The organism is Marinactinospora endophytica (genome assembly GCF_054780875.1).
In genome coordinates this window covers 269673-295318 of sequence record NZ_BAAGVM010000002.1, presented here as the reverse complement: position 1 = coordinate 295318, position 25646 = coordinate 269673, and the positions used below count along the sequence as shown (strand labels likewise).

Annotated in this window: 27 protein-coding genes; 13 read left to right on the top strand and 14 right to left on the bottom strand. The window is 71.8% G+C overall.

Annotated features, from left to right (window positions below):
* The first annotated feature begins 44 nt into the window (after positions 1 to 44).
* On the top strand, positions 45 to 824 hold the full coding sequence (gene pstB, locus ACYVHU_RS05225; protein WP_078760659.1) for a phosphate ABC transporter ATP-binding protein PstB: 780 nt from the start codon (positions 45 to 47) through the stop codon (positions 822 to 824).
* Positions 825 to 938: 114 nt separating this feature from the next.
* Here the strand turns inward: pstB and ACYVHU_RS05220 are convergent, their stop codons facing one another.
* A complete protein-coding gene (locus ACYVHU_RS05220; protein ID WP_078760660.1) occupies positions 939 to 1940 on the bottom strand; it encodes an inorganic phosphate transporter in 1002 nt (333 codons plus the stop codon).
* A gap of 98 nt (positions 1941 to 2038) precedes the next feature.
* Entirely contained in the window at positions 2039 to 2656 is a 618-nt protein-coding gene (locus tag ACYVHU_RS05215; RefSeq protein WP_078760661.1) for a DUF47 domain-containing protein, read from the bottom strand.
* Positions 2657 to 3147: 491 nt separating this feature from the next.
* On the opposite strand from ACYVHU_RS05215, the gene ACYVHU_RS05210 reads away from it, so the two are divergent.
* From ACYVHU_RS05210 to purM, 3 genes are all read left to right on the top strand, one after another.
* The gene (locus ACYVHU_RS05210; RefSeq protein ID WP_078760662.1) at positions 3148 to 3621 is read left to right on the top strand and encodes a sterol carrier family protein; all 474 of its coding nucleotides are present in this window, start codon (positions 3148 to 3150) and stop codon (positions 3619 to 3621) included.
* Positions 3622 to 3712: 91 nt separating this feature from the next.
* Positions 3713 to 5164, top strand: a complete 1452-nt coding sequence (purF, locus tag ACYVHU_RS05205; RefSeq protein ID WP_235000842.1) for an amidophosphoribosyltransferase — start codon at positions 3713 to 3715, stop codon at positions 5162 to 5164.
* Between the two features lie 85 nt (positions 5165 to 5249).
* Positions 5250 to 6305 carry a phosphoribosylformylglycinamidine cyclo-ligase gene (gene purM / locus ACYVHU_RS05200; protein WP_078760664.1) on the top strand — a complete coding sequence of 352 codons (1056 nt, stop codon included), beginning with the start codon at positions 5250 to 5252 and terminating at the stop codon, positions 6303 to 6305.
* A gap of 173 nt (positions 6306 to 6478) precedes the next feature.
* Here the strand turns inward: purM and ACYVHU_RS05195 are convergent, their stop codons facing one another.
* On the bottom strand, positions 6479 to 6748 hold the full coding sequence (locus tag ACYVHU_RS05195; RefSeq protein ID WP_078760665.1) for a DUF3073 domain-containing protein: 270 nt from the start codon (positions 6746 to 6748) through the stop codon (positions 6479 to 6481).
* A 395-nt stretch (positions 6749 to 7143) separates the two neighbouring features.
* Between ACYVHU_RS05195 and ACYVHU_RS05190 the strand changes: the two genes are divergently transcribed.
* A complete protein-coding gene (locus tag ACYVHU_RS05190; protein WP_498947670.1) occupies positions 7144 to 8097 on the top strand; it encodes a DUF8083 family protein in 954 nt (317 codons plus the stop codon).
* 688 nt (positions 8098 to 8785) lie between these two features.
* Complete coding sequence (gene bldC, locus ACYVHU_RS05185) at positions 8786 to 8989, top strand: developmental transcriptional regulator BldC (protein ID WP_067965399.1); 204 nt, start codon at positions 8786 to 8788, stop codon at positions 8987 to 8989.
* 138 nt (positions 8990 to 9127) lie between these two features.
* On the opposite strand, the gene ACYVHU_RS05180 is transcribed toward bldC, so the two are convergent.
* Positions 9128 to 9694 carry a TetR/AcrR family transcriptional regulator gene (locus tag ACYVHU_RS05180; protein ID WP_078760666.1) on the bottom strand — a complete coding sequence of 189 codons (567 nt, stop codon included), beginning with the start codon at positions 9692 to 9694 and terminating at the stop codon, positions 9128 to 9130.
* A 48-nt stretch (positions 9695 to 9742) separates the two neighbouring features.
* On the opposite strand from ACYVHU_RS05180, the gene ACYVHU_RS05175 reads away from it, so the two are divergent.
* A complete protein-coding gene (locus ACYVHU_RS05175; RefSeq protein WP_078760667.1) occupies positions 9743 to 10711 on the top strand; it encodes a DMT family transporter in 969 nt (322 codons plus the stop codon).
* Here the strand turns inward: ACYVHU_RS05175 and ACYVHU_RS05170 are convergent.
* The 6 genes from ACYVHU_RS05170 to ACYVHU_RS05145 all read right to left on the bottom strand — a co-directional run bounded on the left by ACYVHU_RS05170 (position 10708) and on the right by ACYVHU_RS05145 (position 16490).
* Positions 10708 to 11448, bottom strand: coding sequence for an ABC transporter ATP-binding protein (locus ACYVHU_RS05170; protein WP_235000803.1), 741 nt, complete (start codon positions 11446 to 11448; stop codon positions 10708 to 10710). The genes ACYVHU_RS05175 and ACYVHU_RS05170 overlap by 4 nt on opposite strands.
* Before the next feature lie 11 nt (positions 11449 to 11459).
* Positions 11460 to 12260 (bottom strand): ATP-binding cassette domain-containing protein, encoded by an 801-nt coding sequence (locus ACYVHU_RS05165; RefSeq protein ID WP_078760669.1) that lies wholly within the window; start codon positions 12258 to 12260, stop codon positions 11460 to 11462.
* The gene (locus tag ACYVHU_RS05160; protein WP_078760670.1) at positions 12257 to 13168 is read right to left on the bottom strand and encodes an ABC transporter permease; all 912 of its coding nucleotides are present in this window, start codon (positions 13166 to 13168) and stop codon (positions 12257 to 12259) included. Before ACYVHU_RS05160 ends, ACYVHU_RS05165 begins: the two co-directional genes overlap by 4 nt.
* A 185-nt stretch (positions 13169 to 13353) precedes the next feature.
* Positions 13354 to 14322, bottom strand: a complete 969-nt coding sequence (locus ACYVHU_RS05155) for an ABC transporter permease (RefSeq protein ID WP_144389991.1) — start codon at positions 14320 to 14322, stop codon at positions 13354 to 13356.
* A gap of 63 nt (positions 14323 to 14385) precedes the next feature.
* Complete coding sequence (locus ACYVHU_RS05150; protein ID WP_078760671.1) at positions 14386 to 15951, bottom strand: ABC transporter substrate-binding protein; 1566 nt, start codon at positions 15949 to 15951, stop codon at positions 14386 to 14388.
* Between the two features lie 176 nt (positions 15952 to 16127).
* Positions 16128 to 16490 carry a YkvA family protein gene (locus ACYVHU_RS05145; protein WP_078760672.1) on the bottom strand — a complete coding sequence of 121 codons (363 nt, stop codon included), beginning with the start codon at positions 16488 to 16490 and terminating at the stop codon, positions 16128 to 16130.
* A 173-nt stretch (positions 16491 to 16663) separates the two neighbouring features.
* Between ACYVHU_RS05145 and ACYVHU_RS05140 the strand changes: the two genes are divergently transcribed.
* The gene (locus ACYVHU_RS05140) at positions 16664 to 17527 is read left to right on the top strand and encodes an N-acetylmuramoyl-L-alanine amidase (RefSeq protein ID WP_078760673.1); all 864 of its coding nucleotides are present in this window, start codon (positions 16664 to 16666) and stop codon (positions 17525 to 17527) included.
* 285 nt (positions 17528 to 17812) lie between these two features.
* Complete coding sequence (locus ACYVHU_RS05135) at positions 17813 to 18409, top strand: DivIVA domain-containing protein (RefSeq protein WP_078760674.1); 597 nt, start codon at positions 17813 to 17815, stop codon at positions 18407 to 18409.
* A gap of 39 nt (positions 18410 to 18448) precedes the next feature.
* Here the strand turns inward: ACYVHU_RS05135 and ACYVHU_RS05130 are convergent, their stop codons facing one another.
* Positions 18449 to 18823 (bottom strand): RNHCP domain-containing protein, encoded by a 375-nt coding sequence (locus ACYVHU_RS05130; RefSeq protein WP_078760675.1) that lies wholly within the window; start codon positions 18821 to 18823, stop codon positions 18449 to 18451.
* Between the two features lie 393 nt (positions 18824 to 19216).
* On the opposite strand from ACYVHU_RS05130, the gene ACYVHU_RS05125 reads away from it, so the two are divergent.
* A complete protein-coding gene (locus ACYVHU_RS05125; RefSeq protein WP_498947665.1) occupies positions 19217 to 20149 on the top strand; it encodes a M48 family metallopeptidase in 933 nt (310 codons plus the stop codon).
* A 21-nt stretch (positions 20150 to 20170) separates the two neighbouring features.
* Here ACYVHU_RS05125 and ACYVHU_RS05120 read toward each other — a convergent pair whose 3' ends face one another.
* Positions 20171 to 20782 (bottom strand): TetR/AcrR family transcriptional regulator, encoded by a 612-nt coding sequence (locus ACYVHU_RS05120; protein WP_078760677.1) that lies wholly within the window; start codon positions 20780 to 20782, stop codon positions 20171 to 20173.
* Positions 20783 to 21080: 298 nt separating this feature from the next.
* On the opposite strand from ACYVHU_RS05120, the gene ACYVHU_RS05115 reads away from it, so the two are divergent.
* The 3 genes from ACYVHU_RS05115 to ACYVHU_RS05105 all read left to right on the top strand — a co-directional run bounded on the left by ACYVHU_RS05115 (position 21081) and on the right by ACYVHU_RS05105 (position 24128).
* Positions 21081 to 21350 (top strand): DUF6504 family protein, encoded by a 270-nt coding sequence (locus ACYVHU_RS05115; RefSeq protein ID WP_078760678.1) that lies wholly within the window; start codon positions 21081 to 21083, stop codon positions 21348 to 21350.
* Between the two features lie 669 nt (positions 21351 to 22019).
* Entirely contained in the window at positions 22020 to 22703 is a 684-nt protein-coding gene (locus ACYVHU_RS05110; protein ID WP_078760949.1) for a response regulator transcription factor, read from the top strand.
* A 3-nt stretch (positions 22704 to 22706) separates the two neighbouring features.
* Positions 22707 to 24128 (top strand): sensor histidine kinase, encoded by a 1422-nt coding sequence (locus ACYVHU_RS05105; protein ID WP_078760679.1) that lies wholly within the window; start codon positions 22707 to 22709, stop codon positions 24126 to 24128.
* A gap of 52 nt (positions 24129 to 24180) precedes the next feature.
* Here ACYVHU_RS05105 and ACYVHU_RS05100 read toward each other — a convergent pair whose 3' ends face one another.
* Together ACYVHU_RS05100 and ACYVHU_RS05095 are read right to left on the bottom strand one after the other, a co-directional pair.
* Positions 24181 to 24666, bottom strand: a complete 486-nt coding sequence (locus tag ACYVHU_RS05100; protein ID WP_078760680.1) for an NUDIX hydrolase — start codon at positions 24664 to 24666, stop codon at positions 24181 to 24183.
* 39 nt (positions 24667 to 24705) lie between these two features.
* Positions 24706 to 25638: a TAXI family TRAP transporter solute-binding subunit gene (locus tag ACYVHU_RS05095; protein ID WP_078760681.1), complete on the bottom strand. Its 933-nt coding sequence runs from the start codon at positions 25636 to 25638 to the stop codon at positions 24706 to 24708.
* Between the last annotated feature and the right edge of the window lie 8 nt (positions 25639 to 25646).

Genomic DNA, 25646 nt, shown 5'->3' with positions numbered 1-25646 from the left:
CCCGCGGACCGTCGCACAAGCTTTGAGAACCTGAGGAAAAGACAGTGGCCAAGCGCATTGACGTCTCCGGACTGCACGTCTACTACGGCGACTTCCTCGCCGTCGAGGACGTCTCCATGACCATCGAGCCCCGGTCGGTGACCGCCTTCATCGGCTCCTCCGGATGTGGCAAGTCCACCTTCCTGCGCACGCTCAACCGCATGCACGAGGTGACCCCCGGCGCCCGCGTCCAGGGCAAGGTCATGCTGGACGACCAGGACATCTACGCCCCCGACGTCGACCCGGTGGCCGTCCGCCGCGAGATCGGCATGGTGTTCCAGCGCCCCAACCCCTTCCCGACGATGTCGATCTACGACAACGTGATCGCCGGCGCCAAGCTGAACAACAAGCGCCTCAGCAAGTCCGAGGCCGACGATCTGGTCGAGCGCTCGCTGCGCGGGGCCAACCTGTGGGACGAGGTCAAGGACCGTCTCGGCAAGCCGGGCGCGGGCCTGTCCGGCGGTCAGCAGCAGCGTCTGTGCATCGCCCGCGCCATCGCGGTGGAGCCGGCCGTGCTGCTCATGGACGAGCCGTGCTCCGCGCTCGACCCCATCTCCACGCTGGCGATCGAGGACCTCATCTCCAAGCTCAAGGAGAGCTACACGATCGTCATCGTCACCCACAACATGCAGCAGGCGGCCCGGGTCAGTGACGTGACCGCCTTCTTCAACCTGGCCGGCACCGGCAAGCCGGGCAAGCTGATCGAGATGGGCGAGACCAACAAGATCTTCACCAAGCCGGAGAAGAAGGAGACCGAGAACTACATCACCGGTCGCTTCGGCTAAACCCTCTCCCCTCCGCACGACGGCGGCGGGCGGCTCATTCGAGCCGTCCGCCGCCGTCGTTTCCGGGCGCCCCGGTGGCCCCGCCGAGGCCACGGCGCCCCGGCCCGGACGGGATCAGAGCAGGGCGAGGTCGAGGAGGAGATAGGCCGCGACGGCCACCAGGGCGGCCCCCGGAAGCGTCAGCAGCCACATCAAGACGATGTCGCCGGCGACGCCCCAGCGGACCGCCGAGAGCCTTCGGGTGGCCCCCACCCCGATGATCGCCGAGGTGATCGTGTGGGTGCTGGAGATCGGCACCTGCCAGACGAACGAGGTGGCGTAGGTGATGGCCGAGACCGTGGCCTCCGCCGCGAACCCCTTCGGCGGGTCGAGCTGGATGACCCGGTGGCCGAGGGTGCGCATGATGCGCCACCCGCCGCTGGCGGTGCCCAGCGACATCGCCAGCGCGGCGGCGACGACGGTCCAGGTGGGCACGTCGTAGTCGCTCTGGTAGCCGGTGGTGACGAGCGCGAGCACGACCACGCCCATCGTCTTCTGGGCGTCTTGAAGCCCGTTGCCCAGCGCCATGGCCGCCGCCGACACGCTCTGCGCCAGTTTGAACCTGCGTCCCACCCCGCGGGGTGCCGCGTCGCGGAAGGTCCACAGGATGGCGAGCATCACGAGGTAGCCGAGGACCCCGCCGATGAGCGGGGACAGCAGCATCGGCAGCGCGAAGCTCGTCACGACCCCGCCCCAGTCGACCGTCGTCGCCGAGACGAGTCCGGCCCCGATCATGCCCCCGACGAGGGCGTGCGACGCCGAGGAGGGGATCCCCCGGTACCAGGTGAACACGTTCCACACGATCGCGCCGATGAGCGCCGCCAGCAGCACGAGGAGCCCGTGGGTTCCCGTGGGGGGAGCGATGATCTGGCTGCCGATCGTGCGCGCGACCCCTTCGCCGAGGAAGGCCCCCACCATGTTCATGACGGCGGCCATGACGACCGCGACACGAGGGGTGAGGGCGCGGGTGGAGATCGAGGTCGCGATGGAGTTGGCCGCGTCGTGGAAGCCGTTGGTGTAGGCGAAGACCAGCGCGACCGCGACGACCGCGACCAGGGTGGCTGTTTCGGGGGACACGGGATCGGATTCCTGTGAGGGTCAGGGACGCCGGGGAGCAGGGCGGGTGGCCGATGCGGGCGGGTTCGGCACCCCTCGGTCGTGTCGCCTCGGCACGGTCAGGATTCCTTGACCGCGATGCTCTCGACGGTGTTGGCGACGTGTTCGAAGGCGTCGGCCGCGGTCTCCAGTTCCTCGATGACGTCCTTGAGCTTGAGCACGGTCAGCGCGTCGTACTCGCCGCTGAACAGGTGCGCCAGCAGCCGGCGGTAGATCTGGTCGGCCTGGTTCTCCAGCTGGTTGATCTCGATCCAGTAGCTGGTGAGGTCCTTCATGGATCGCAGCCGGGGCATGGCCTCGGAGGTGAGCTCGGCCGCGCGCTCCAGGACCTCGACCTGGTCGATGATGCCCTTGGGCAGGCGGTCGAGCTGGTAGAGCCCGATCAGGTCGACGGCGGCCTCCATGGAGTCCATGACGTCGTCCAGGCAGGAGGCGAGGCGGTAGATGTCCTCGCGGTCGAAGGGGGTCACGAAGCTCTCGTTGAGCCGCCGCATGATGGCGTGGGTCCGCTCGTCACCGGCGTGCTCGCAGGCGCGCATCTTCTCGGTGATGGCGTCGCGGTCGGCGTCGTCGCTGATCAGCTCCACCAGCAGGCGGGCGGCTATGACCAGGTTGTTCGCGGAGTCCGCGAACATCTCGTAGTAGCTGTCATCGCGCGGAGTCAGGCGCAGACGCACATCTCTCTCCCGAAGTGCGGTTTTCGTCCGTGAGGATGTTATGGGCACCAATCGGGCAAATGGGTCACTTCATGTCCATGTTGCGACCGCATGACACCCCCTGCTGAATCCGGCGGCGCGTCACTCCTTGTTTGCCGCGGCACGACGGCCTTCCAAAAGCCGACGTAGTGGAGCATTCATCCTAACCACCCCACTCCGTCACGCGGTTGTCGGCGAACCTCTCCCCCTCCGCCCGAACCCACCGGGCGACGTGCGCGAACAGGACGGAAATCACAGTAGAACACACGGTTTCCAGCCCTCTCCGCATCGAGTCCACCGACGCGACGCCGCTCGTTCACCCCAGGGCCGCAGACCGTTCCCTTCGATGCCAGTTTCAGCGCTTTGGCCGTCCGGGGCAACCGCCGTCCACCGACCTTCCGCCCTCCGCCGCGCCCCGCCGATCGTTTCAAGATCGTGACGCAAAGGTCCCGCCAGCGCCTAGGCTCACTCCCGTGCCATCTCGACCCACCGTCGCCCAGCGCCGGCACGCGGCACTGCGCGCGGCACTCGACGACCAGCTCCGCCACCTCGGCGAACCTCCCTACTCCGGCCCCGACCGCCCCTCCCTCGTCCTGGAGGCGTGCGCCAGCGCGGTACTGCGTGCCCACGCGGCCGGCCTGGACCCCGACCGCGCCGCCGTCCGGGCCGCCGTGCGGGGCACGTTGGCCGAGCTCGCCGAACGGGCCCCGGGGCACGCCCTGGAGGTGCGGGTCCCCCCGTTCGGGGCCGTCCAGTGCCTCGAAGGACCCCGGCACACCCGGGGGACGCCGCCCGGCGTCGTGGAGACCGACTCCCTCACCTGGCTGGCCCTGGCCGCGGGCACGCTCGTCTGGGAGGAGGCCGTGGCCGGCGGCCGGGTGACGGCGAGCGGGGTCCGCGCCGACATCGGCCCGCTCCTCCCCCTGTGGGGACCGCCCTCCCGCTGACCCTCACGGGTCCGCGGGAGACCCGCTTGACACGGCCCGGGCCATCAACCACTAAGCTGAAGGCGTGTCGCATCCCGACGGCCGGCTCAGCATGGACATCGATCCACTCGAACGCGGACCGCAGGACGCCTGTGGAGTGTTCGGGGTCTGGGCTCCCGGCGAAGAAGTCAGCAAGCTCACCTACTTCGGTCTTTACGCCCTGCAGCACCGCGGACAGGAGTCCGCAGGCATCGCCTTGAGCGATGGCGAGCGCATCGTCGTCTACAAGGACATGGGACTGGTCTCCCAGGTCTTCAACGAAGCGACGCTCGACTCGCTGCGGGGTTACCTGGCCATCGGCCACTGCCGCTACTCCACGACCGGCTCCCCGGTGTGGGAGAACGCACAGCCGACCTTCTACACCGCCCGCGACGGGGGACTGGCCCTCGGCCACAACGGCAACCTCATCAACACCCCCGAACTCGCGGCGATGCTGCCCTCCGACAGGCTCACCGCGACGACCGACACCGAGGTCCTGACCAGCCTGCTCGCCGCGCAGTCCGACCGCACCACCGAGGAAGCGGCCCTGGAGCTGCTGCCCCGGGTCAAGGGGGCGTTCTCCCTCGTCTTCATGGACGAGCACACCCTCTACGCGGCCCGCGATCCGCAGGGCATCCGCCCGCTCGTCCTGGGACGGCTCGAGGGTGGCGGCTGGGTCGTGGCCAGCGAGACCGCCGCCCTCGACATCGTGGGCGCCACCGTGGTCCGCGAGGTCGAGCCCGGTGAGATGTTGACCGTGGACGACCGCGGGGTCCGCTCGCTGCGCTTCGCCCCGGCGGCGCCCAAGGGCTGCCTGTTCGAGTACGTCTACCTCGCACGCCCCGACACCACGATCGCCGGGCGCAACGTCAACTCCACCCGCGTGGAGGTGGGACGCCGTCTCGCCCGCCAGCACCCGGCCGAGGCCGACATCGTCATCCCGGTGCCCGAGTCCGGCACCCCGGCCGCCGTCGGCTACGCCGAGGGAAGCGGCATCCCGTTCGCCCAGGGCCTGGTCAAGAACTCCTACGTGGGCCGGACCTTCATCCAGCCCAGCCAGACACTGCGCCAGCTGGGCATCCGGCTGAAGCTCAACCCGCTGCGCGACGTCATCGCCGGCAAGCGCCTGGTCGTCGTGGACGACTCGATCGTGCGGGGCAACACCCAGCGCGCCCTCGTGCGGATGCTGCGCGAGGCCGGCGCCGCGGAGGTCCACGTGCGGATCTCCAGCCCGCCGGTGATGTGGCCCTGCTACTACGGCATCGACTTCGCCACGAAGGCCGAGCTGATCGCGGGGAACCTGTCCAACGAGGAGATCCGCACCTCGATCGACGCGGACTCCCTGGGCTACATCTCCCTGGACGAGCTCATCGCGGCCACCGAGGTGCCCAAGGACCGGCTGTGCCGCGCCTGTTTCGACGGCGTCTACCCGATCGAGGTCGACGAGGACTCCCGGGGCAAGTACCTGCTGGAGAAGTCCTGCGGCGTCCCCGGAAGCGCGGCGCCCTCCCCCGCTTCCCGGTAGTCCCGTCCTCCCCGGGAATCGTCCCGGGGTCGTGTCCCGTGGGCCGCTCCCGTGGGACGATCGCCGATCGACTGAGAGGTTTCGCGTGGCAGAGGGTGCCAACACCACTCCGGCGTACGCCGCCGCCGGCGTCGACATCGCCGCGGGTGAGCGCGCCGTCGACCTGATGAAGAAGCACGTGTCGCGGACCACGCGGCCCGAGCTCGTCACCGACGCCAGCGGGTTCGCCGGGCTGTTCCGGCTCGACGTGGGACGTTACGAGTCCCCGGTCCTGGCCACGTCCACCGACGGCGTGGGCACCAAGGTCCTGCTCGCCCAGGCGCTGGACCGGCACGACACGATCGGCATCGACCTCGTCGGCATGGTCATCGACGACCTGGTGGTCAGCGGCGCCGAACCGCTGTTCATGACCGACTACATCGCCTGCGGCAAGGTCGTGCCCGAGCGGATCGCCGAGATCGTCGGCGGGATCGCCGAGGGGTGCGTCCAGGCCGGATGCGCCCTGATCGGCGGAGAGACGGCGGAGCACCCCGGGGCCATGGCACCGGACGAGTACGACCTGGCCGGAGCCGGGACCGGTGTCGTGGAGGCCGGGGCGATCCTGGGCCCCGACCGGGTCCGCGAGGGGGATGTGGTCGTGGCCCTGGCCTCGTCGGGTCCGCACTCCAACGGCTACTCGCTCATCCGCCACGTCGTGGACCAGGCGGGGCTGGACCTGCGCTCCCACGTCCCCGAACTGGGCGGCGAGCTGGGAGAGGTCCTGCTCACGCCGACCCGTATCTACGCCAAGGACTGCCTCGCGCTCGTCTCCGAGGTCGAGGCCCACGCCTTCGCCCACATCACCGGCGGCGGACTGGCCTCGAACCTCGAACGGTCGCTGCCGCCGGGGCTGGACGCGGTCCTCGACCGCGGCACCTGGACGCCGGCGCCCGTGTTCTCGTTCATCGCCGAGCAGGGGGGCGTGTCACGGGAGGACATGGAGGCCACGTTCAACATGGGGGTGGGGATGGCCGCGATCATCGCCCCCGACGACGCCGACCGCGCGATCGCGCTGCTCGCCGACCGTGGCGTGGAGGCGTGGTCCATGGGATATGTCACGACCGGCACCGGACGGGTACGGCTCGACGGTGACCACCGCTGAACACCGCGCCTCCGGGCCCGCGCGACCGCGGGTCCGGGGGCGGGCATGTCCGGCCGGAAACACAGACAAGCCGGTCCGGTCCACCGAGGTGGTCCGAACCGGCTGTATCCGCCTGCTATCAGCGGACCCGGTCACGCGGCATGCGCGTACTGTCGACGGAACGGCGCGCCGACTCAGCGAAGGCGGTCCGAACGCTCGGACCCGTCCTCGGCCGTGTCGTCGCCGTCCGCATACTTGTCGGCATAGTCCGCATAACGTTCGACCAGGTCGTCGTAAGGGTCCTCATAGGTGTCGCCGGGTGAGCCCGAAGGCTTCGACGACGACACGTCTTCCTCAGCGACACCCAGCTCTGCCCGCAGCCGGTCGAGGTCGGTGGCGCCGGCGCTGTACTTCAACCGCCGGGCGACCTTCTGCTGCTTGGCCTTGGCTCGGCCGCGCCCCATTGGCTCGACCCCCTCAACGATTGGGTTTTCCCAAACCCCAGATCACTAGCAAAACCGCAATGCCGGGCTGACGGCCGTCACCGCACTGACGACAGGCGCCAGCTTACGTACGGATACAACCGTACCCGGTTTGGAACCAACCTGCCTACGCCGCCCGCGGATAAGCGCTCGTGCCGCGCGCCACCACGCCTGTGGTGGCTCCGCTCGGGCGCGTCTGGAACTCAGCCGGAAACACGCATATGTTCGCGCTCGCCACCCTCCGGTTGTCGGTTCGCGGGCTCATACGGCTCCCCGGTTGCCGACTTCCCGTCCGGCGGCCGTCAGGGCCAGGGTACCCCCTCCGCCCGGAAGTGCCCTCGTGGGGAATCCCCGAACGGCACCCCTCGGGGAGAGGCGTGTGCCACGATGCGTTCGTGCTGCCCTACACGGCCTATTTCCGCATCTACCAGCCCGTGATCGCCTACTCCAGCCGTGAGCGCGCCTACTGGCGGGCCTACGCCCAGTCCCCGCACCGCCCCCGCAGGGCCGAGGCCGTGGCGGCCGAGCACGAGGAGTCACTGCGCAGACTGGTCACCTCCCCGCCGACCGTCGCGCCCTCCCGCGAGAGCGGTGACGCCTACGTGCGGCGTTCGGGCGGCGAGCTGTTCGTGTGTCCGTGGCAGACGAGATTGCGTTCCTGGCTGGCGTTGCGGGAGTTCCGGGCGACGACCTCGGCGCGGGTCGCCTCGGCCTTCGTCCCCGAGGCCGTGGTCGAGGCCGCCGAGGCCGACGCCGAACGGCACCTCGGCCGTGGAGAGGACAGCCGTCCCCAGATCCTGACGAGCCGGTGGACGGTCCCCACCGCCTGGTTCGTCCCGTTCGGCGCCGAGGAGCGCTGTCTCGTCCTGGGGGGCCGGCGGGAGTGGGATCCGGCGCTGGAGGGACCGGGGACCTTCCCGGGGGAGCCGTCCTCCGCCCTCCCCGTCGAGGAGCCGGCCCCGCGGTCCGCCGAGTCGGCGGCGACGCGCGCGTTGTTGTACGTGACGGAGATGGGCACGGCGCGGCGCAGGTTGGAAAGGGCCGTGCGCGTGCTGCGCGGTGTCCCGGACGGCGAGGGGTCGCTCGCCGCGGTCGAACGGCTGGAGGACTGGCTGACGGCCGTGGCCCACCCGCGGGCGTTGCTGGAGCTGGACTACGGCGGCCTGGTCCACCTGCTCGGCGACGCGGAGCTCCGCGACGACCACTCGGCGGCCGAGGTCGAGGCGGCGCTCACCGGGCTGGAGACCGGCCAGGAGGCGGTGACGTTGGCGGCGCATCGGCGTCTCGTCCGGCGCTGGCGCGCGGTACAGGCGCTGGAACGCGCGAACTGACCCCGCTTGCGGCTGCTCCGGCACCCGCTCAGATCCGAAACCTCATCACATTCGCCCCTCGTCCCCCTCGCCCCGAACCTGGTGTACCAGGTTTTTCCTGACGTGATTCTTAATCTCGAAGGGGTAGAGGTGGGATGAGTGCGGATGAGTCACCACACTTGACGCCATCTTTGCTGAAACTGGGCATAGCACCCAATAGATGACGACGTAGACTGTGGCCAACTCGTTACAGAGAGCACTCTGAGTAACCGAAAACCCGTACTACGCCGAGAGATCGGCACGGTAACCGGGAGTCTCCAACCCTCCGTTCCCCGCCCCGGGGACGTCCCGAACGCCCCCCGTTAGAGCCGGTGAACGAGCCGGATTGAAGATTCCCCAGCCAGGTGAACGCCGTTTCAGGCCGAGTGGACCTAGCACTTTCGGGCCGCCGGATCGAGAAAAACAGGGCCGGAGAACGAAGTTTTGACCGAATACGCCACATGCCACTAAACGTGTCGCTAGAATCACTCAGCGTGACGCACCGCATGTGTGACTTTGGATCTCCCATCCAGCAAAGTCGCGTTAAGTGGTCGCGTAATCACCTCGGGTGATGCCAATATAGACCTAGAGGGCAATATTGGACATCCGGGCCAAGTGCCAGGATAAGGCTCAGGATCGGCACACAGATCCAGGAGGAGAGGCCGTACACATGTCAACTCGCACGCCCGAGGCGGAGCCCCTGTTGACCCCTGCCGAGGTCGCCACCATGTTCCGCGTGGACCCCAAGACCGTCACGCGCTGGGCAAAGGCGGGCAAGCTGACCTCGATTCGGACCCTGGGTGGCCACCGCCGCTACCGCGAGACCGAAGTCCGTGCGCTGCTGGCCGGGATCCCCAACCAGCGCGCGGAGTAACCTCCCCCTCCCACACCGTATCCGGGGGGATGAACGGGGGGAGAACCTGTCCGACCACCGAGGGCGGGGCGCCGGAGACGAGCGCCCCGCCCTCGTCGCGTCCGCCCGCCCCTACGCACCAGTGGCGGTCGCCCCGGCCTACCGGAGCAGCGCCAGCGCCGCGGTGGCGGCGCGGGAGAAGGGGTCGTCGACGACCCCCATGCCCGCCGTCACGAGCGCGCCCTCGTACAACAGCAGCATGTGCTCGGCGACCCGGCGCGGCTCGGCGATCCCGGCCTCGTCCACCAGCTCGGCGAACAGGGCCAGCATCCAGCGCTTGTGCCCGACGATCACCGCGTAGGCCGGGTGCGCGGGGTCGCTGATCTCCGCGTGCGCGTTGATCATGGCGCACCCCTTGCTCCCCCGTACCCGCGCCCATTCCGCCGCGGCGGCGAAGACCGCTTCCAGCCGGGCCTCGGGTGTGCCGTCGGCCGCGCGGAGGTAGCCGTCGAGAAGCTCCCGCCATTGGACGTCCCGGGCGGAGAGGTACTCCACGACCAACCGCTCCTTGGAGCCGAAGCGGTCATAGAGCGTCTTCTTCGTGACGCCGGCGCGTTCGGCGATGGCGTCGACCCCCACCGCGTGGATCCCACGCTCGTAGAAGAGTTCCGAGGCGGCCGCAAGGAGGGCGCGCGCCTTCGGGGTCCACTCGATCACCGCAGCCATACACCAGAGATTACCGCCGAGGTAGACCGAACTGTATAGTCCGGGGATATGGGTATACAGATCGGTATAGTCACGAGATCCCGGACGTGGGTCACCGGAGCACTCGCCGTACTGTTCGTACTCTGCTGGTCGTCGGGGTTCATCGGCGCCAAGCTCGGAGCCGCGGACGCCCCGGTCACCACCGTGCTGATGTGGCGCTTCGTCCCCCTCGCGCTCGCGCTCCTGCCCTTCCTCCTGGCCCAGGTGCGGCAGTCGGCGGCGCACCGGCGGATACCCGGGCTCGGCCGCCACGTCCTCATCGGGATCCTGTCCCAATCGGTCTACCTGCTGACCGTCTACTGGGCCATCGAGCTCGGGGTCGGCACGGGCACCACCGCGCTCATCGACGGTGTCCAGCCGCTGGTCGCGGCCGCGCTCGTGGGTCCCCTGCTCGGTGTCGCCGTGACCGGACGGCAGTGGGCGGGGCTGGCGCTCGGGCTCGTCGGCGTGGTGCTCGTCATCTGGTCCGACGCCGCCTCAGCGGGACAGGCGCCGGCGTGGGCCTACCTGGTGCCCTTCCTCGGCATGCTCGGCCTCGTCGCCTCCACGATCGTCGAACGCCGGGCCCCCGCGCCGATGCCCCCGCTGCGCGCGCTGGCGATCCACTGCTCGACCTCCGCCGTGGTGTTCACCGGCCTCGCGATCGCCACCGGAACCGCGGTCCCGCCCGCGTCCGGATCGTTCTGGCTGGCCCTGGCCTGGCTGCTGGTGTTCGCCACCTTCGGCGGTTATGGCCTCTACTGGCTGCTGGTCGAGCGCATCGGCGTCACGCCCGTCAACGGCCTGATGTTCCTCATCGCACCGGTCACCTCGGTGTGGGGAGGCGTCATGTTCGACGAACCGTTCACCCCCCTCACCGCCGTCGGACTCGCCCTCGCGCTCGTCGCGGCCCTGGTCGCCGGTATGGTCCGGGACGGAACCAGGCCCCCGAAAGGGGAGCGTGACGCCCAGCCGGCCGGGCGGAGACTTCGGATCTAGTGGTCGAGGCCCGGGGTCGCCTCCAGCAGCCGGGTGAGTTCGGGGGCGGCCCCGGCCAGCCCACCGACCGGAACGTCGGCGACCACGCGCCCCTCCTCCAACGCGACGACCCGGTCGGCCAGGCGCAGCGCCACCCGCAGGTCGTGGGTGACCAGGACGAGCGCGCGGTGGCCGCGCTCGACCGCCAGGACGTCGAGAACCCGCTCCTGGGCCAAGACGTCGAGACCGCTCGTCGGCTCGTCGGCGAGCAGCACGTCAGGGTCGGTCGCCAGGGCCCGGGCGATGGCGACGCGCTGGCGTTCCCCACCGGACAGCGTCACCGGCCGCCGCCCCGCCATCCCGGGGTCGAGCCCCACCCGGGCGAACAGCTCGAAGACGTCGGTCCCCCGGTCACCCACCGCCTCGGCCACCACCTCTCCGGCGGTGTAGCGCGGGTCGAAAGAACTCAGCGCGTCCTGCGGAATCCAGCCGAACCGCCGTCGAACCGCCCGGCGCTCACGCTCCGACACCGCCCAGACGTCCACGCCCCCCACGGTGACCCGCCCCGTGTGCGGCCGGTCCAAGGCCGCCAGGACCCCGACAAGCGTGGACTTGCCCGAACCGCTGCGGCCCACGACCGCCACCGACTCCCCCGCGGCGACGTCCAGATCCACTCCGCGCAGCGCCTCGATCCGGCGACGCCCCGCGGTGAGGACCCGCCCCACCCCGCGACAGGAGACCAACGCCTCGTCCCGCACCGTTCCCCTCCTCATCTGCCGGCCCGTGCCACGGCCCCGCTCGCGCGGACCAGGTCGGCGGTGAAGGGGTGGGCCGGAGCCGCCAGCACCGCCCGCGCCGGCCCGGACTCCACGACCCGTCCCCCCTCCAGCACCACGACATGGTCCGCCCAGCGGCCGGCGACGGCAAGGTCGTGGGTGATGAGCAGCAGAGCCCGCCCGGCCGCGCGGGCCCCCGAGCACAGCGTGTCCAGCACCCCCGCCTGGGTGACCGGGTCCAACGCCGAGGTGACCTCGTCGGCGATGAGCAGCCGGGGCTCCGGGGCGCAGGCCAGCGCGATGGTGACGCGCTGAGCCTGTCCGCCGGAGAGTTCGAAGGGGTGGCGGCCCCACATGCGCTCCGGCTCCTCGACGCCGGCGTCGCGCAACGCGGCCAGTCCACGGGCGTAGCGCAGGGAACGGGGCACCCCGTGGGCGCGCAGTGTCTCCGCGAAGTGCCGGCCCACCGTCACGGTCGGGTTCAGCGCCGCCTGGGCCTCCTGGAACACATAGCCGACCCACGCCCCGCGCAGGGCCCGCAGGCGACGGGGCGGCAGGGCGAGCAGGTCCTCCTGGACGCCGTCACCGACCCGTAGGAGCGCCCGCCCCTCGACCTCGGCGGAGCGGGGACGCAGGCCGACGAGGGCGCGGGCGGTGAGGCTCTTGCCCCCGCCGCTGCGGCCGACGAGCGCCGTGACCTCGCCCTCCGCGAGGCGCAGGTCGACGCCGTCGATGATCGGGCGTCCGGCGATTCCGATCCGCAGCCCCTCGACGGTGAGCAGGGACGCCGTCACCAGGTCCTCCCCTCGGTCGCCTCGTGGCGGTCCAGGCCGGTGGCGATGACGTTGACCGCGACGATGGTGACGACGATCGCGGCGGCCGGGATCGCGACCGTGTACCACTGGCCGGTGAGCAGGTGGGAACGCGCGTCGGTGAGCAGGTTGCCCCAGCTCGGTTGGTTCGGCGGCAGGCCCAGGCCGAGGAAGCTCAACGTGGACTCGGTGAGGATCGCGTGCCCCACCTCGAAGGCGGCGATGGCGGCGATCGGCGGCAGGGCGTTGGGCACGAGGTGACGGCGCACCACCTGGCCGCGCGACAGCCCCAGGGAGTAGGCGGCGCGGACGAAGGGACGGGCGCGCAACGCCCGCATCTCGGCCCGGGCGACCAGAGCCACCGGCATCCACGCGGTCACCGCGATCGCGATGACGACCGTGGACAGCGAGGAGCCCGCGACGGCCGCCAGCGCCAGCGCGACGACGATGAGCGGCAGGGCCAGCAGCGCGTCGGCGGTGCGCGTGATCGCGGTGTCCAGCCACCGTGGCCCCGTGGCGGCGAGCGCGCCCAGCCCTGTTCCGGCCACGACGGTGATCGCGGCGGCCACCAGGCCGACCAGGAGGGAGGAGCGCGCCCCGTGGAGCATGCGGGTGTACAGGTCGCGGCCGAGCGCGTCGGTGCCGAGCGGATGCCCGGGGGTGCCGGGCGGCAGGGAGGTCGCCGTGGTGTCGGTGGCCGCCGGGTCCATATCGGTCAGCCAGGGGGCGAACAGGGCGGCGGCCCCCATGAGGACCAGTACGCCCACCGCCGTCCACAGGGCGGCCCGTCCCCCGCCCCCGGGCGGCGCGATCCGCGCGGCGAGCAGTCCCCGCGGCCGCACCGGTCCACTCGCCCCCTCCTCCACCGACACGGTGGGGCCTGTGACCATGTCCTGTCCCCTTCCGCCCCGCCGAGCGGGGCCACGTCGGCCGCCCTCGCGGCCCTTGTCGCACGAGGTTCGCGATCGCGGGGCGTACCCGCCACGGCCGGTCCGCGACGCGAGGCGCCCGCGGCGTCCTTCCGAAGGGCGTGAGGCGGCCGGCGCCGCCCGCTCCGCGGCCCTTCGCCCCTTGGTCAACGGGCCACCGCCACCGACCGCGCCCGCGGGTCGAGCCGGGCCGTCACCAGGTCGCCGAGGAGGTTGGCCGCGATCACCACGAGCCCGGTGACCAGGACGACCGCGACCAGCACCGGGTAGTCGTCGCCCTGCGCCGCCTCCACGCCGAGACGGCCCATCCCCGGCCAGGCGAAGATCAGCTCGATGGCGTAGGCCCCGGCGAGGAGCTGGGCGACCCCCACCCCGAACCGCGCCGCGAACGGCACGAGCCCGGGGCGCAGGACGTGGCGGGTGTGGACCGCCCACGGCGGCACCCCCCGCACCTCGGCCGCCGCGACGTGCGCCGACCCGCGCACCCGGCGCACCCCCGACTCCACCAACCGCACGTACACCCCGAAGTGGTGGCCGAACGCCAACGCGAGGGCCGGCAGCGTCACGTGGGAGGCGACGGTGGCCAGGGTCATGGGTTCGCCGGGCCGTCCGAGCCCTCCCGAGGGGAACCAGCCCAGCCACACCGAGAACACGAACAGGCACAACAACGCGCCGACGAATCCGGGAACCCCGCCGAGCACGAACATGGCCAATCCGATGGCCCGGCGCAGCGTGGCGCTGCGGGACAGACCGGCGACCAGCCCCACCACGACGGCGCCGACCAGGCTGAACAGCGTCGCCACGGCGGCGAGCAGCAGGGTCCACGGCAGCGCGTCGGCGATCTGGTCGGCGACCGGACGGCCGTTGAGGTAGGAGGCGCCGAGGTCCCCGCGCACGACGCCGCCCAACCAGTCCGCGTAGCGCTGCGGCAACGGCGCGTCCAGCCCCATCGCCGCCCGTTGCGCCTGGACCGCCGCCTCCGGAACCGGCCGGCCACCGGAGCGGGCCTCCAAGAGTGCGCGCGCGGGGTCGCCGGGGGCGAGATCCAGGAGCAGGAAGCACAGGACCGACAGCACGACGGTGACCGCCGCGGCGGTCACGGCCCGGACGGCGATGAACCTGAGGATGGCGGGCTCCCCGAAGAGGGCCGGCGGCCCGGTGAGGCCGCCGGCGGACGGTCAGGACGAGTAGGACCAGTCTTCGACGTTCCAGAAGAAGCCGTAGCCGTGGTGGGCGAGGGCCCGCTCCTGAGGTCCGGTCAGGTTCGCCGGAACGGCGTTGACCGCGTCGAGGTAGGTCAGCCACACATAGGGCGGGTCCTCCGCCAGGGCCCGCTGGAAGTCGGCGTAGGCGGCGGCGCGCTCGGCCTCGTCGTTGGTGCCGCGGCCGGCCTCCAACGCGGCGTCCACCTCGTCGTTGGCGTAGCTGCCGTAGTTGGAGCCGCCGTCGGCCAGCGCCTCGGAGGAGTGGAACGGTCCATACAGCGAGCTGTCGGCGTCGTAGGGGGTTCCCCAGCCGATGAGGAAGGATTCCAGCCCGGCCCAGTCGACGGCGTCGCGCGGCCGGGGCTCGGCGGTCACGTCGAAGCCCTGTTCGCGGAGCTGGGTGGCCACCACCTCGATCATCGCGGAGCGCACGCCGTCCTCGGCGAACGTGGTGAGCTCGAAGGAGACCGGTTCGCCCTCCTTCTCCCACACGTCCTCGCCGTTACGTTCGTAGCCGGCCTCGGTCATGATCTCCTCGACCCGCCCCGGGTCGAAGGAGTAGTCGACGGCGTCCTCGACGTGGAAGGGGCTCTGGTCGAGTGGCCCGCCGGCGGGGGTTCCGTAGCCGTAGAGGACGCTCTCGACGATCGCCTCGCGGTCCACCGCGTAGTTCATGGCCTGGCGCAGGGCCGGGTCGGCGAACCGCTCGTCCTCCATGTTGAACAGCACGCCACGGTAGTCGGCCGTGGGATAGACCTCCAGCCGGAGGTCCGGGTTGCCCTCGACCTCTCCGGCCTGCTGCGGTTCCAGGTAGGCGGCGTCGATCTCGCCGTTGTTCAGCTGGATGAGCCGGGTGGCGGCGTCGGGGACGTAGGAGATGGTCACGGCGTCCAGGCCGGGCGGCCCCGCGTAGTAGTCGGCGAAGGCGGTCAGGCGGGCGTAGGAGCCGTGCTCCCAGGTGTCGAGCTGGAAGGGTCCGGTGCCGATGGGGTGTTCCCCAAAGGCCGGATCGTCGATGCCGGAGTCGGCGAGGAGGTGCTCGGGGAGGATCCCGTTGGAGAGGGTGTCCAGCAGGGCGGGGGTCGGCCGTTCCAGTTCGACGACGACGGTGGTGTCGTCCTCGGCGGTCACCGACGTGACGTTGGCGTACTTGTTGCTGGTGGCGAACCCGCCGTCGCGCACGCCCTCGATGGTGAACACGACGTCGTCGGCGGTGAAGGGCTCCCCGTCGTGCCAGGTGACGCCTTCGCGCAGGTGGAAGGTGTAGGTCCGTTCGTCGTCGCTGATCTCCCAGCTCTCGGCCAGCGCGGGGACGACCCGGTTGTCGGCGTCGTGGGCGGTGAGCCCGCGGAACACCATCTCGGTGACCGGGTCCAGGTGCTCGTCGACGAGGGCGGGGTTGAACGCCTCGGGTTCGTCGCCGAGGGCGTAGGTGAGGGTGTCCTCGTTGTCCTCCGGACCGGAGCCGCCGGCGGCGCATCCGGTGGCCAGCGCGCTCAAGGCCACGCCGACGGCGATCAGTGCTCGGAACCTCGTCATGCTCTCCCCACAGATGCGAATCCTTTGCAAGAGAGAACTGTACGCGGATGGCCTGGAGAGACGGACAGCAGGGCCACAATCCGTCTTAACGGGCAGGTGGCTACAAAACGCCCACCCCGAAACAGAGAAAGGGGTCCGCCGAAATCCGGCGGACCCCTGTGGAGTGACGGGCGGGATCAGGACACGACGTGCCCCTGGACGTACTGGGGACCGTGCCGCTCCCACTCCAGGAAGCGTTCGGTCTCGCCCAGCAGACCGGCGGCGAGCCACACCGCGACACCGATGTCGTCGGCCACGCCGAGGAAGGGGATGAACAGCTCGGGGACGAGGTCCACCGGGGAGGCGATGTAGGCGACGGCCAGCAGGAACAGCGCCAGCCGCGAGGCCGGGAGCTGCGTGTAACGGCCGCTCAGTCGGGCCTTGAGCAGACGTGGGAGGGCACCGATACGCGCCCACACCGAAGGGGCTTCGGGACGGGCGGCCTCGTGCACGACCCGCCAGGCCGCGGCGCCGGCGGCGGCACGGTTGGACTTTCGCATTCTGTTCACCTCGACAGGATCGGCCGGGGGCACTCTCAAGATATGACGCGTCTACTCCTCTTCTTGTTCCCTCGGACCCGCCCGCCATACACGTGGGAAACGGCCACGGGGGGACGGTGGCGTAGGTTGTGGCTGTCCCCGACCCCCGATCCCCGGGAGCCAACATCCACACCATGCGCGGCGACATTTCTCCCCCCTCTCCCTCCCCCCGGCCCGCCGGTCTCGCCGCGGCGGCGATGGCGGTCGCGCTCACGACCGCCTGCGGCACCGGAGCCGGCGCCGAGGACGCCCCCGCCCCCGAGGTCACCGCGACCCTCCCCCTCCCCGATCCGGCGGCCCCCTCCCCCGGAGAGGCCACCCCCGCCGCGGACCTCCCCCTCTCCGGCACGACCGTCGTCATCGACCCCGGGCACAACGGCGGAAACGCCGAAGCCCCCGACCAGATCAACGCCCTGGTCCCGTCGGGCCCCGGGACCAAGGCGTGTGACACCGTGGGCGCCGAGACCGACAGCGGCTACCCCGAGCACAGCTTCACCTGGGACCTCTCCCTGCGCCTGCGCGAACGGCTGGAGGAGGAGGGCGCCCGGGTCGTGCTCACCCGCGCCGACGACGAGGGCGTGGGGCCGTGCGTGAACGAGCGCGCCGAGATCGGCAACGAGGCCGGGGCCGACGCCGCCATCTCCATCCACGCCGACGGGGCCCCCGCCGGAGTGCGCGGGTTCCACGTGATCGCCCCCGGGGTGGTCGAGGGCTACACCGACGACATCGCCACCCCCTCCATGGAACTCGCGGAGGACGTGCGCGACGAATTCCTGGAGCTGTCCGGCCACCCCACCGCCGACTACATCGGCGACGAGGGCATCGACGTGCGCACCGACCTGGGCGGCCTGAACCTGTCCGACGTGCCGAAGGTGTTCCTGGAGGCCGGCAACATGCGCAACGCGACGGACGCGCGCAACATCGAGGACTCCCAGTGGCGGGCCCGGGCGGCCGACGCGGTGGCCGCCGGGATCTCGCGCTACCTCCGTGGTTCCTGAGGAGCGCCGCACCGCCTACGCCGCCCTCGCCGGGGATCGTCCGGCCGTGGCGTCCCCGCGGCAGGACCACGGGCCCCTGACCGACGTGGGCGTCCGCGGTCACGGCCGCCCCGCTGTAAAGGGCCTGGTCGGCCGCGCCCCGAAGCCGGGGACGCGCCGCCACCGCGGCCACCGACCGGCCTCCAGGGAAGGGAGGTCGGTCCCGATCCTCCCCGGTCCGTTCCACCTCCGGCGGCTTGGGCGCGCCTCTCCCCGCTCATCCCGAGGCTCGGCAGAATGTGAAGCATGCCACTGACGCCCGAGGAGGTCCGTGATCGGCGCTTCCCCAGGACCCGGCTGCGCCCCGGGTACGTCCCCGAGGACGTCGGCTCGTTGCTGGAGCGGGCCGCGGCCACGTTGGCGGCGGCGCGAGGCGGTCCGGCCGCGCCCGACCCCGTGACCGCCCGTGACGTCGAACGCTGGCTGTTCCGCGTCACCCGGTTGACCTCCGGTTACGACATGCACGAGGTGGACGGCTTCCTCGACGCCGTTGTGGCCGAACTCCGCTCGGCGGAGGAACGCGCCCCCGAGGCGTTCCGGCGTCCCGACCGGAGGGCACCGGAGGCCGGGCTGCGCCCCGAGGACGTGCGCGCCAAGCGCTTCACCACCACCTGGCTGCGTTCGGGGTACGACGAGCTGGAAGTGGACGACTTCCTGGATCGCGTCGAGATGACGTTCGAGGCGTTGCTGGCAGAGCACCGGGACCCCCGCCTGCTCACGGCCGCGGAGGTGCGGGCGGCCCGGTTCAGCGTGGTGCGGATGCGCCCGGGCTACGACGCGGACGAGGTGACCGCCTTCCTCGACGTGATCGCGGCGGAACTGCAGCGGCGGGGCAGAGGGTGAGCGGCCGGGGCGGGCGGACCCGCCCCGGCCGGGCCGCGCTCACAGCGCGGCGAGATGCTCCAACGGGAACGGCGGACGCGCCAGCGGACGCACCGCGATGCGGATGAGCGACAACGGATTGTCGTCACCCGCCGCGCGGTTGCCGCTCAACACGTCGCAACCGGTGCAGCGGTGGATGATCACCCATTCGCCGTCGCCGCGTACGGCGATGGAGAGGGGTTCCATCCGGGCGTGGCACTGCGACGCGCGATCACCGGGAACGCGGTCGTCGAGATGCCTGCTCCACAGGCAGTTGGGGCAGTGGTTCCGGTGCGCGGTGCCGGGCGCGTCCATGGGGACGTCGAGGCGGCAGTTGGCGCAACGGAACGATTCGGCTCGCTGCCGGGTACGGCTGCGGTGGTGGTGTCGGGACACGGTTTTTCGCTCCGGGCGAGAAGTGTGGGAACGCGACGCTGTCGAGCCTGCTCGCGCTTCCCACGGGGCCGTGCCCTGCTCCGTGTGACCTGGAAGGACCGTGGATCAGCGTGGGGCGGGCCCCTGCGGGACGCAAGGCCGGCTCGCAGCGATCCGGGCCATAAGTCACCTCTCACCGTGTTCGGGCGGCGCGCCCGGGCGGGCGCGCGTCCTGCCCAGTGAAGCCGGATCCGCGCCGGCGCGCAACGGGTTTTCCGCGGGCCGGCCCTGACGCGAGACACGCTCGGATGGTTCAGGTCCCCCCGTTACCACGGAAAGTAATATTCCATTACTTGACGTAGTTGACGTACGTCGTCCACCCCATTGTTCTGGACGGCCGGGAGGGAGCGTCGTATGACCCACGCGAGAATCGCCGGAGGCGAGGGCGACTCCGCGCGTTTCCCCTATGGCCGGCCGGGCGAGCCCGCCGTGTTCCCCCAGGGCCGTCCCCCGGGAGCGCTGTACCGGCCCCATCTCCCGGTGGGCCCGGCCGGGCGCTCGCCGACCTCCTTCGAGGAACGCCCCGGACGCCACCCGTGGGAGAACCCCCTTCTCGTCGCCTGCCTGACCATCCTGGCCGGCGCCGTCACCCCCCTTGTCCACAGCCTGTGGACGTCAGGGGCCCTGCACCGCGTCACGCTCGGCGCGGCAGCCCTCCTGCTCGCCGGCTGGGTCGCGCGCGGCGTCCGCGACGCCGGCAGGCGCGCCCGCGGGGTGAAGGTCTCCCCCACGCAGTTCCCCAAGGCCCACCGGATGGTCCGCGAGCTGGCCGTGGACATGGGACTGAACCGCGTTCCCGACGCCTACGTCGTGGCCGGCGCCGCCCCGGGCGCCTGCGCGCGGGGAGCCGGCGGGGGCCGCTGGGTGGTCGTGCCGGGCGACCTGTTCGAGGTCGGCGGCCGGCTGCGCGATCCCGACGCCCTGCGCTTCCTACTCGCCCACGAGCTCGGCCACTTCGCCGCCGGGCACGCCGCGCCCTGGCGGCGCGCCGCCGCGGCCGGCGCCCTGGCCGTCCCCCTCCTCGGCACGGCCCTGTGGCGGGCCATGGAGTACACCGCCGACGACCACGCCTGCGCGCACTGCCCCGAAGGCTCCCACGGCATCCGCATCCTGGCCGGCGGCAAGTACCTGTACCCGATGGTGAACCTGGGGGAGATGGCGGGGCGGGCCCGCACCGAGCGCGGCGTCTTCCCGCTCCTGCACAACATGCTGTCCCGGCGTCCCCCGCTGGTCCGCCGCATGGCGGCGGTGCGCGACCGCTCCCGTCCCGGGCGCCTGTTCCGCTAGGAGCGGGGGCGCCCGCCGCCGCTACGGGCGCAGGCTGGCCAGGAGCAGATCGGCGTAGTAGGCGCCGATCTCGGCTCCGCCCAGTTGACCTTCGGGCCGGTACCACATGCCCAGGTGGTGGACGGCGCCGAAGTACTGGGTGACGACGATGTCGGCCGGCACGTCGGAGCGGAAGACCCCGGCGCGCGCGCCCTCCTCGATCATCGCGCGGAAGCACTCGTGGTAGCGGCGGCGTTCCTTGCGCACGGCGCTTTGCCGGTCGGGGGAGAGCATGTGCAGCGAGCGGAAGAAGATGACGGTGTCGTCGAGGTTGTCCACGGTGGTGTGGACGACGTCGGCCGCCGCCGCGCGCAGCCTCTCCTCGACCGGCCCCCCGGCCTGGGCGAACTCGTTCAACCGGCGCGTCTGCATCGCCAGGACGCGCTGGTAGATCGCGTAGAGCAGGTCGTCCTTGGACGAGAAGTAGTGGTACATCGCGCCCTTGGTGACGCCCGCGGCGTCGACCAGTTCCTGCACCGAGGTGCGCTCGAACCCGCGTTCGGCGAACAGGCGGGTCGCGACCGACAGCAGCCGGTCGGGTACGGAAAGGGAGGAACGCCGCTCAGCCCGGTCCTGCCCCGCCGTCCCCGTCATGTCCCACTCCCAGCTGATCGACCGGTCCGGACGGGCCGAACGGCCCGCCTCGCCGTCCTCCAGGATAGTCCACCTGGCATACCGCCCGGTCGGTTGCCGCGCCGCCCGCTCGGCGCGACACGCCCGGCCTCGCGTCCGGGGATGGATTTTCCGCCGTTTCCGCACGTCAGCCGACCGGGGGCGAAATCGACACCGCCCACCTGACCCACAGTGGAGCCCGACGGTCCTAGGGTGAGAGGGGTCGATCCGAAGTTCACGAGCCCCCCTCAGGCGAACACTTGTTCGATAGGATGCGCGCGTGAGTCTCTACAACGAACGGATCGACGTCAGATCGACCACCGGCGGGCACCCCGCCCTCTTCGCGTGGCGGGGCCACATGTACCGGGTACGCCGGGTCATCGGCACCTGGAACGGCGACTCCCAGGGAAACGGGCCCACCGCCCGTCCCGGCTCCGATGTCCGCCTCGTTCGGGTCGCGGCCGAATCCGACCACGGTCAGGCCAACATCGCCGACATCAGCCTCGACGTCGCCACCAACCACTGGACGATGCGACGTCTGTGGAGCTGAGCAGCGCCACGTAGGACGGCGGGATCCTCGGGCGAGGGTCCCGCCCTTCAGACCGCCCGGCGCGAATTCCGGTGACCGACGCGGTGCCGCCCGGCCGATCGCCTTCTCGGCCACCGGACAGCGCCACGGAGCTGGGCACCGGGGCGCGAAGGACGACGTTTCCCGGGGCCGTCGATCCGGCGGCGTGGAGCGGTCATCGACGGCGCACCCGCTCCCGCGGCCCCCACGACCGGCGGCGCGCCGGTCGAGGCACCGCCGCCCCGATCTCCGGTGACGTCCACCTCGATCGGCCCGTCCTTTGGAGACCCTCCCCTACGGCACCGGCGTCCGCCCGGGCATCGCCGGCCGCGCCGACACGTCCGATCTCCTCCCGCGTCCGCTCCGCCGCCGAAGACGCCCCCGCCTCTTTCGCCCCCACCTTCTCGGTGCCGCGTCGGCCGTGGCGGGTGGTCGGGGACGCGGGGAACACCGGAGGGACGAGCCGTCCGGACGACGCGACGGCGTATCCGCGCACGTGGCGGCGTGTTCCCGCCGCGGCGGAGATCGATGCACACGATGCCGGTCTTCCAGCGAACAACCGACTATGAGCGCGTGTGCGGCCGGCCGGGGGCGCCCACCCCCTCCTCGGCGCGGACGGCCCGGTGTCCCGGCGTTCTACCATGTCCGATGATGCGCATCCTCGTGGTCGAGGACGACGACCGCGTCGCGCGGGGCCTGGTCACCGCGCTGCGCCACGCCTCCTACGACGTTCATCGGGTCTCCACCGCCGCCGCCGCACTGCACGCGCCGGCGGTGGACGTCGTGCTGCTCGACCTCGGCCTGCCCGACGCCGACGGCTTCGAGGTCCTGCGCCGGTTACGCGACAGGCCCGAGACCGCCATCATCGCGGTCACCGCCCGGGCCGAAGAGCACGAACGTGTCCGCGGGCTGCGCGCCGGCGCCGACGACTACGTGGTGAAACCGTTCGGCATCGCCGAACTGCTCGCCCGCATCGACGCGGTGCTGCGCCGCACCCGCGCCGCGCGGGCCCGGGCCCGCCACACCGACACCCCACCGCTGCGCGCCGGGGCGCTGACGATCGACGTCGGCGCGCGCGAGGCCGAACTGGCCGGTGAGCCGCTCACCCTCACCCGCAAGGAGTTCGACCTGCTCGCCCTGCTCGTCACACGCTCGCCGGCCGTCGTCTCCCGCGACGTCATCCTCGACCAGGTGTGGGGGGCCACCTGGGAGACCTCCTCGCGGACGCTCGACACCCACATCGCGGCGCTGCGCGCAAAACTCGGCGACGCGGTGCGCATCCGCACCGCCCGCGGGGTCGGCTACCGGCTGGTCCCCGACACGGAACCGGCCTGACCCGTGCTCCGCCGGCTCATCGCGCTCCTGCTTCCCCTGTCCTTCGTCCTCGTCGCCGCCCTCGCGGGCCCGCTGGGCACCCTCATGGCCCAGCGCGAGACCCAGGAGCTCTACGTCGACCGGCTCAACGACATCGGGCGGTTCGCCTCGCTCGCCGACAACGCGCTGCGCACCGGTCGCACGGAGGCGCTGCGCACGGAGCTCGAGGGCTATGAGGAGCTGTACGGCATCTCGGTGGCGCTGCTGGACCCCTCGGGTTCGCTCCTCATCGCCTCGGGCCCCGGCCACGAGGCGGCGCAGGCGATCGCCGACCCCGCGACACGGGAGGTGCTGGACGACGCGATCGCCGGATTCCGCCCCGAACCCCCGACCGCGGTGTGGCCGTGGCGCGACGCCCCTCTCATCCTCGCCGAACCCGTCGGCCGCGACAGCGAGGTGGTCGGGGTCCTCCTCCTCGTCTCCCCGACCGACGCGATGCGCGACCGCGTCCTCGCCGACTGGGGGGTGCTCGCGCTGCTGTGCCTGATCCCGCTGTCGGTACTCGCCGCGATCACCTGGCCGGTGTCACGGTGGGTCCTGTTGCCGGTCCGCCAACTCGACTCCGCCGCGTCCAAGATCGCCGACGGCGACCTGAGCGTGCGCGCCGACGAGGTGGGCGGTCCACCCGAGCTGCGGCGCCTCGCCGCCTCCTTCAACGCCATGGTCGACGTCGTGGAACGCGCGCTGCACCGGCAACGGGCGTTCGTCTCCGACGCCTCCCACCAGCTGCGCAACCCCCTGGCGAGCCTGCGCCTGGCCGTGGAGAACCTGGCCCCCCACCTGTCCGGCCCCGAGGCCCGACAGGCCCACGAGGACGCGGTGGAGGAGGCCAAGGCGATGAACCGGATGCTCAACTCCCTGCTCGCGGCGACCCGGTTGGAGAGCTTCGGGACCGCCCGCCCCATCGACCTGGACAACGTGCTGGACACGCGCCTGCAACGCTGGCGGGCGCTGGCCGGCGAGCGCGGCATCGACATCGAGACCCACGTCCCACGCGGGTTGCGTCTGCTCGAACCGCCCGGCGGCCTGGGCAGCGTGCTGGACGAACTGATGAGCAACGCGACACGGCTGTCCGGTGGGACCCGGGTGGTACTGCGCGCCCGCTCCGGGGACATGGTCGAGCTGCGCATCAGCGATGACGGCGTCGGCCTGTCCCCCGAGGAGCGGGACAGCGCGTTCCGGCGCTTCTGGCGCGCGCCCAAACACCAGAACACCGTCGGGACGGGCCTGGGGCTGGCGATCTGCGCGGAACTGGTCGCGGAAGCCGGTGGGGAGCTCCTCCTCGAACCCGGCCTGCCCCGGCCGCGTGGCGACGGTTACGGCCTGGAGGTGGTCCTGCGCCTTCCCGACGCCTCAGCCGCCCAGTCGCCGCACGAACCCTCCTGACCTGCGGAGACCTCGAACCGGACGGCGCCGCGCCGGCGCCCCGGCCGCCGGGTCACGCCGCGGACGGGGGCGGCGGCACGAACCACGCCTCCCCCTCCTGCACGGCGTGGCCGATCCGGCGCAGGATCGCCGCGCCCATGGGCGGCAGCCCGTCCAGGGGGAACCAGCGCACCTCCAGCGACTCGTCGTCGGCCGGCCGGGCGACGCCCTCGATCGGGCGGCAGCGGAACGCGATGTCGAGGAACTGCACCCGGTCTCCGTTGGGGTAGGCGAACGGTTCCTCGGTGACCACGCTGACGATCCGTTCGGGGAGCACCCGCAGCCCCGTCTCCTCGTACACCTCGCGCACCAGCCCCGCCGCCGGCTGTTCGCCCGGCTCCAGGATGCCGCCGGGGGTCGCCCACGTCCCGTCGTCGGAGCGTCGGTGCAGCAGGAGGCGGCGCTGCTCGTCGAAGACCACCGCCGTCACCCCCACCAGGGGCAGGAGGGCGTGGCCCACATGCTCACGCATCGCGAGGACGAAGTCGGGTGTCGGCATGGTCCGACCCTACAGAAACAGCCGGGGACGGCCGCCGGATCACGCCTTCTGCTCGCGGAACCAGGCGCGCGCGCCGGGGTGCAGGGGGACGGGCCCCGTGGCGATACCGGTGCGGACGTTGATGTGGGTGGCCTCGGGACGGTCGGCGGCGATGGTCCTGGCCTGGGTGAAAACCGTCTCGGTGACGATCCGCGCCACCTCGTCGGACAGCTCCTCGCCGACCACCAGCAGGTTGGGGACCGCCACCGTGTCACAGGCCGGGATGCCGGGATAGATGGTGGCCGGGATCGTCGCCGGGATGTAGGGGCCGGGGTAGGCGTCGGCGAGGAGGTCGGCCTCCTCACGGAGGGGGACGAAACGGACGTCCCCCTGGGAGGCCAGCTCGAAGACCGCCGGCGTGGGGATGCCCGTGAGGGAGAACAGGGCGTCGATCTCCCCGGAGGTCAACGCCCGCGCCGACGACGCCTGGTCCAGTCGCACATCGTCGACGTCCAACCCCGTCAACTCGGCGAGCCGCTCCACGGTGAACTCCGTACCGGAGTCGCGCGCCCCGTAGGAGACCCGGCGCCCGGCGAGGTCGGCGAGCTCCTCGACGTCGGAGCCGGCGGGGACGACGAGGTGCAGGTGGCTGTCGTAGACGCGGCCCAGGGCGCGCAACCGCTCCGAGGGCCGCCCGCCGTGGCCGACCGCGGCGTCCAGGCTGGTGAAGGCCACGTGCACCGCCCCCTCGGCCAGGAGCCGCAGGTTCTCCGCCGACGCGGCCGTCTCGACCGTCTCGACCCGGGTGTCCGGCAGGCGGTCGGCGAGCACCCCCGCCAGGGCGGCCCCGATCTCACGGAACACCGCGCCCGGCGGCCCGGTCGCCACGACGAGCTCGGGCAGGGAGGGCGGTTCCTCTCCCGAACACCCCGCGAAGGCCAGGAGCCCGCCGAGAAGGACGGTGCGGCGGGACACGGACGGACGGAGGGCCATGGACGCAG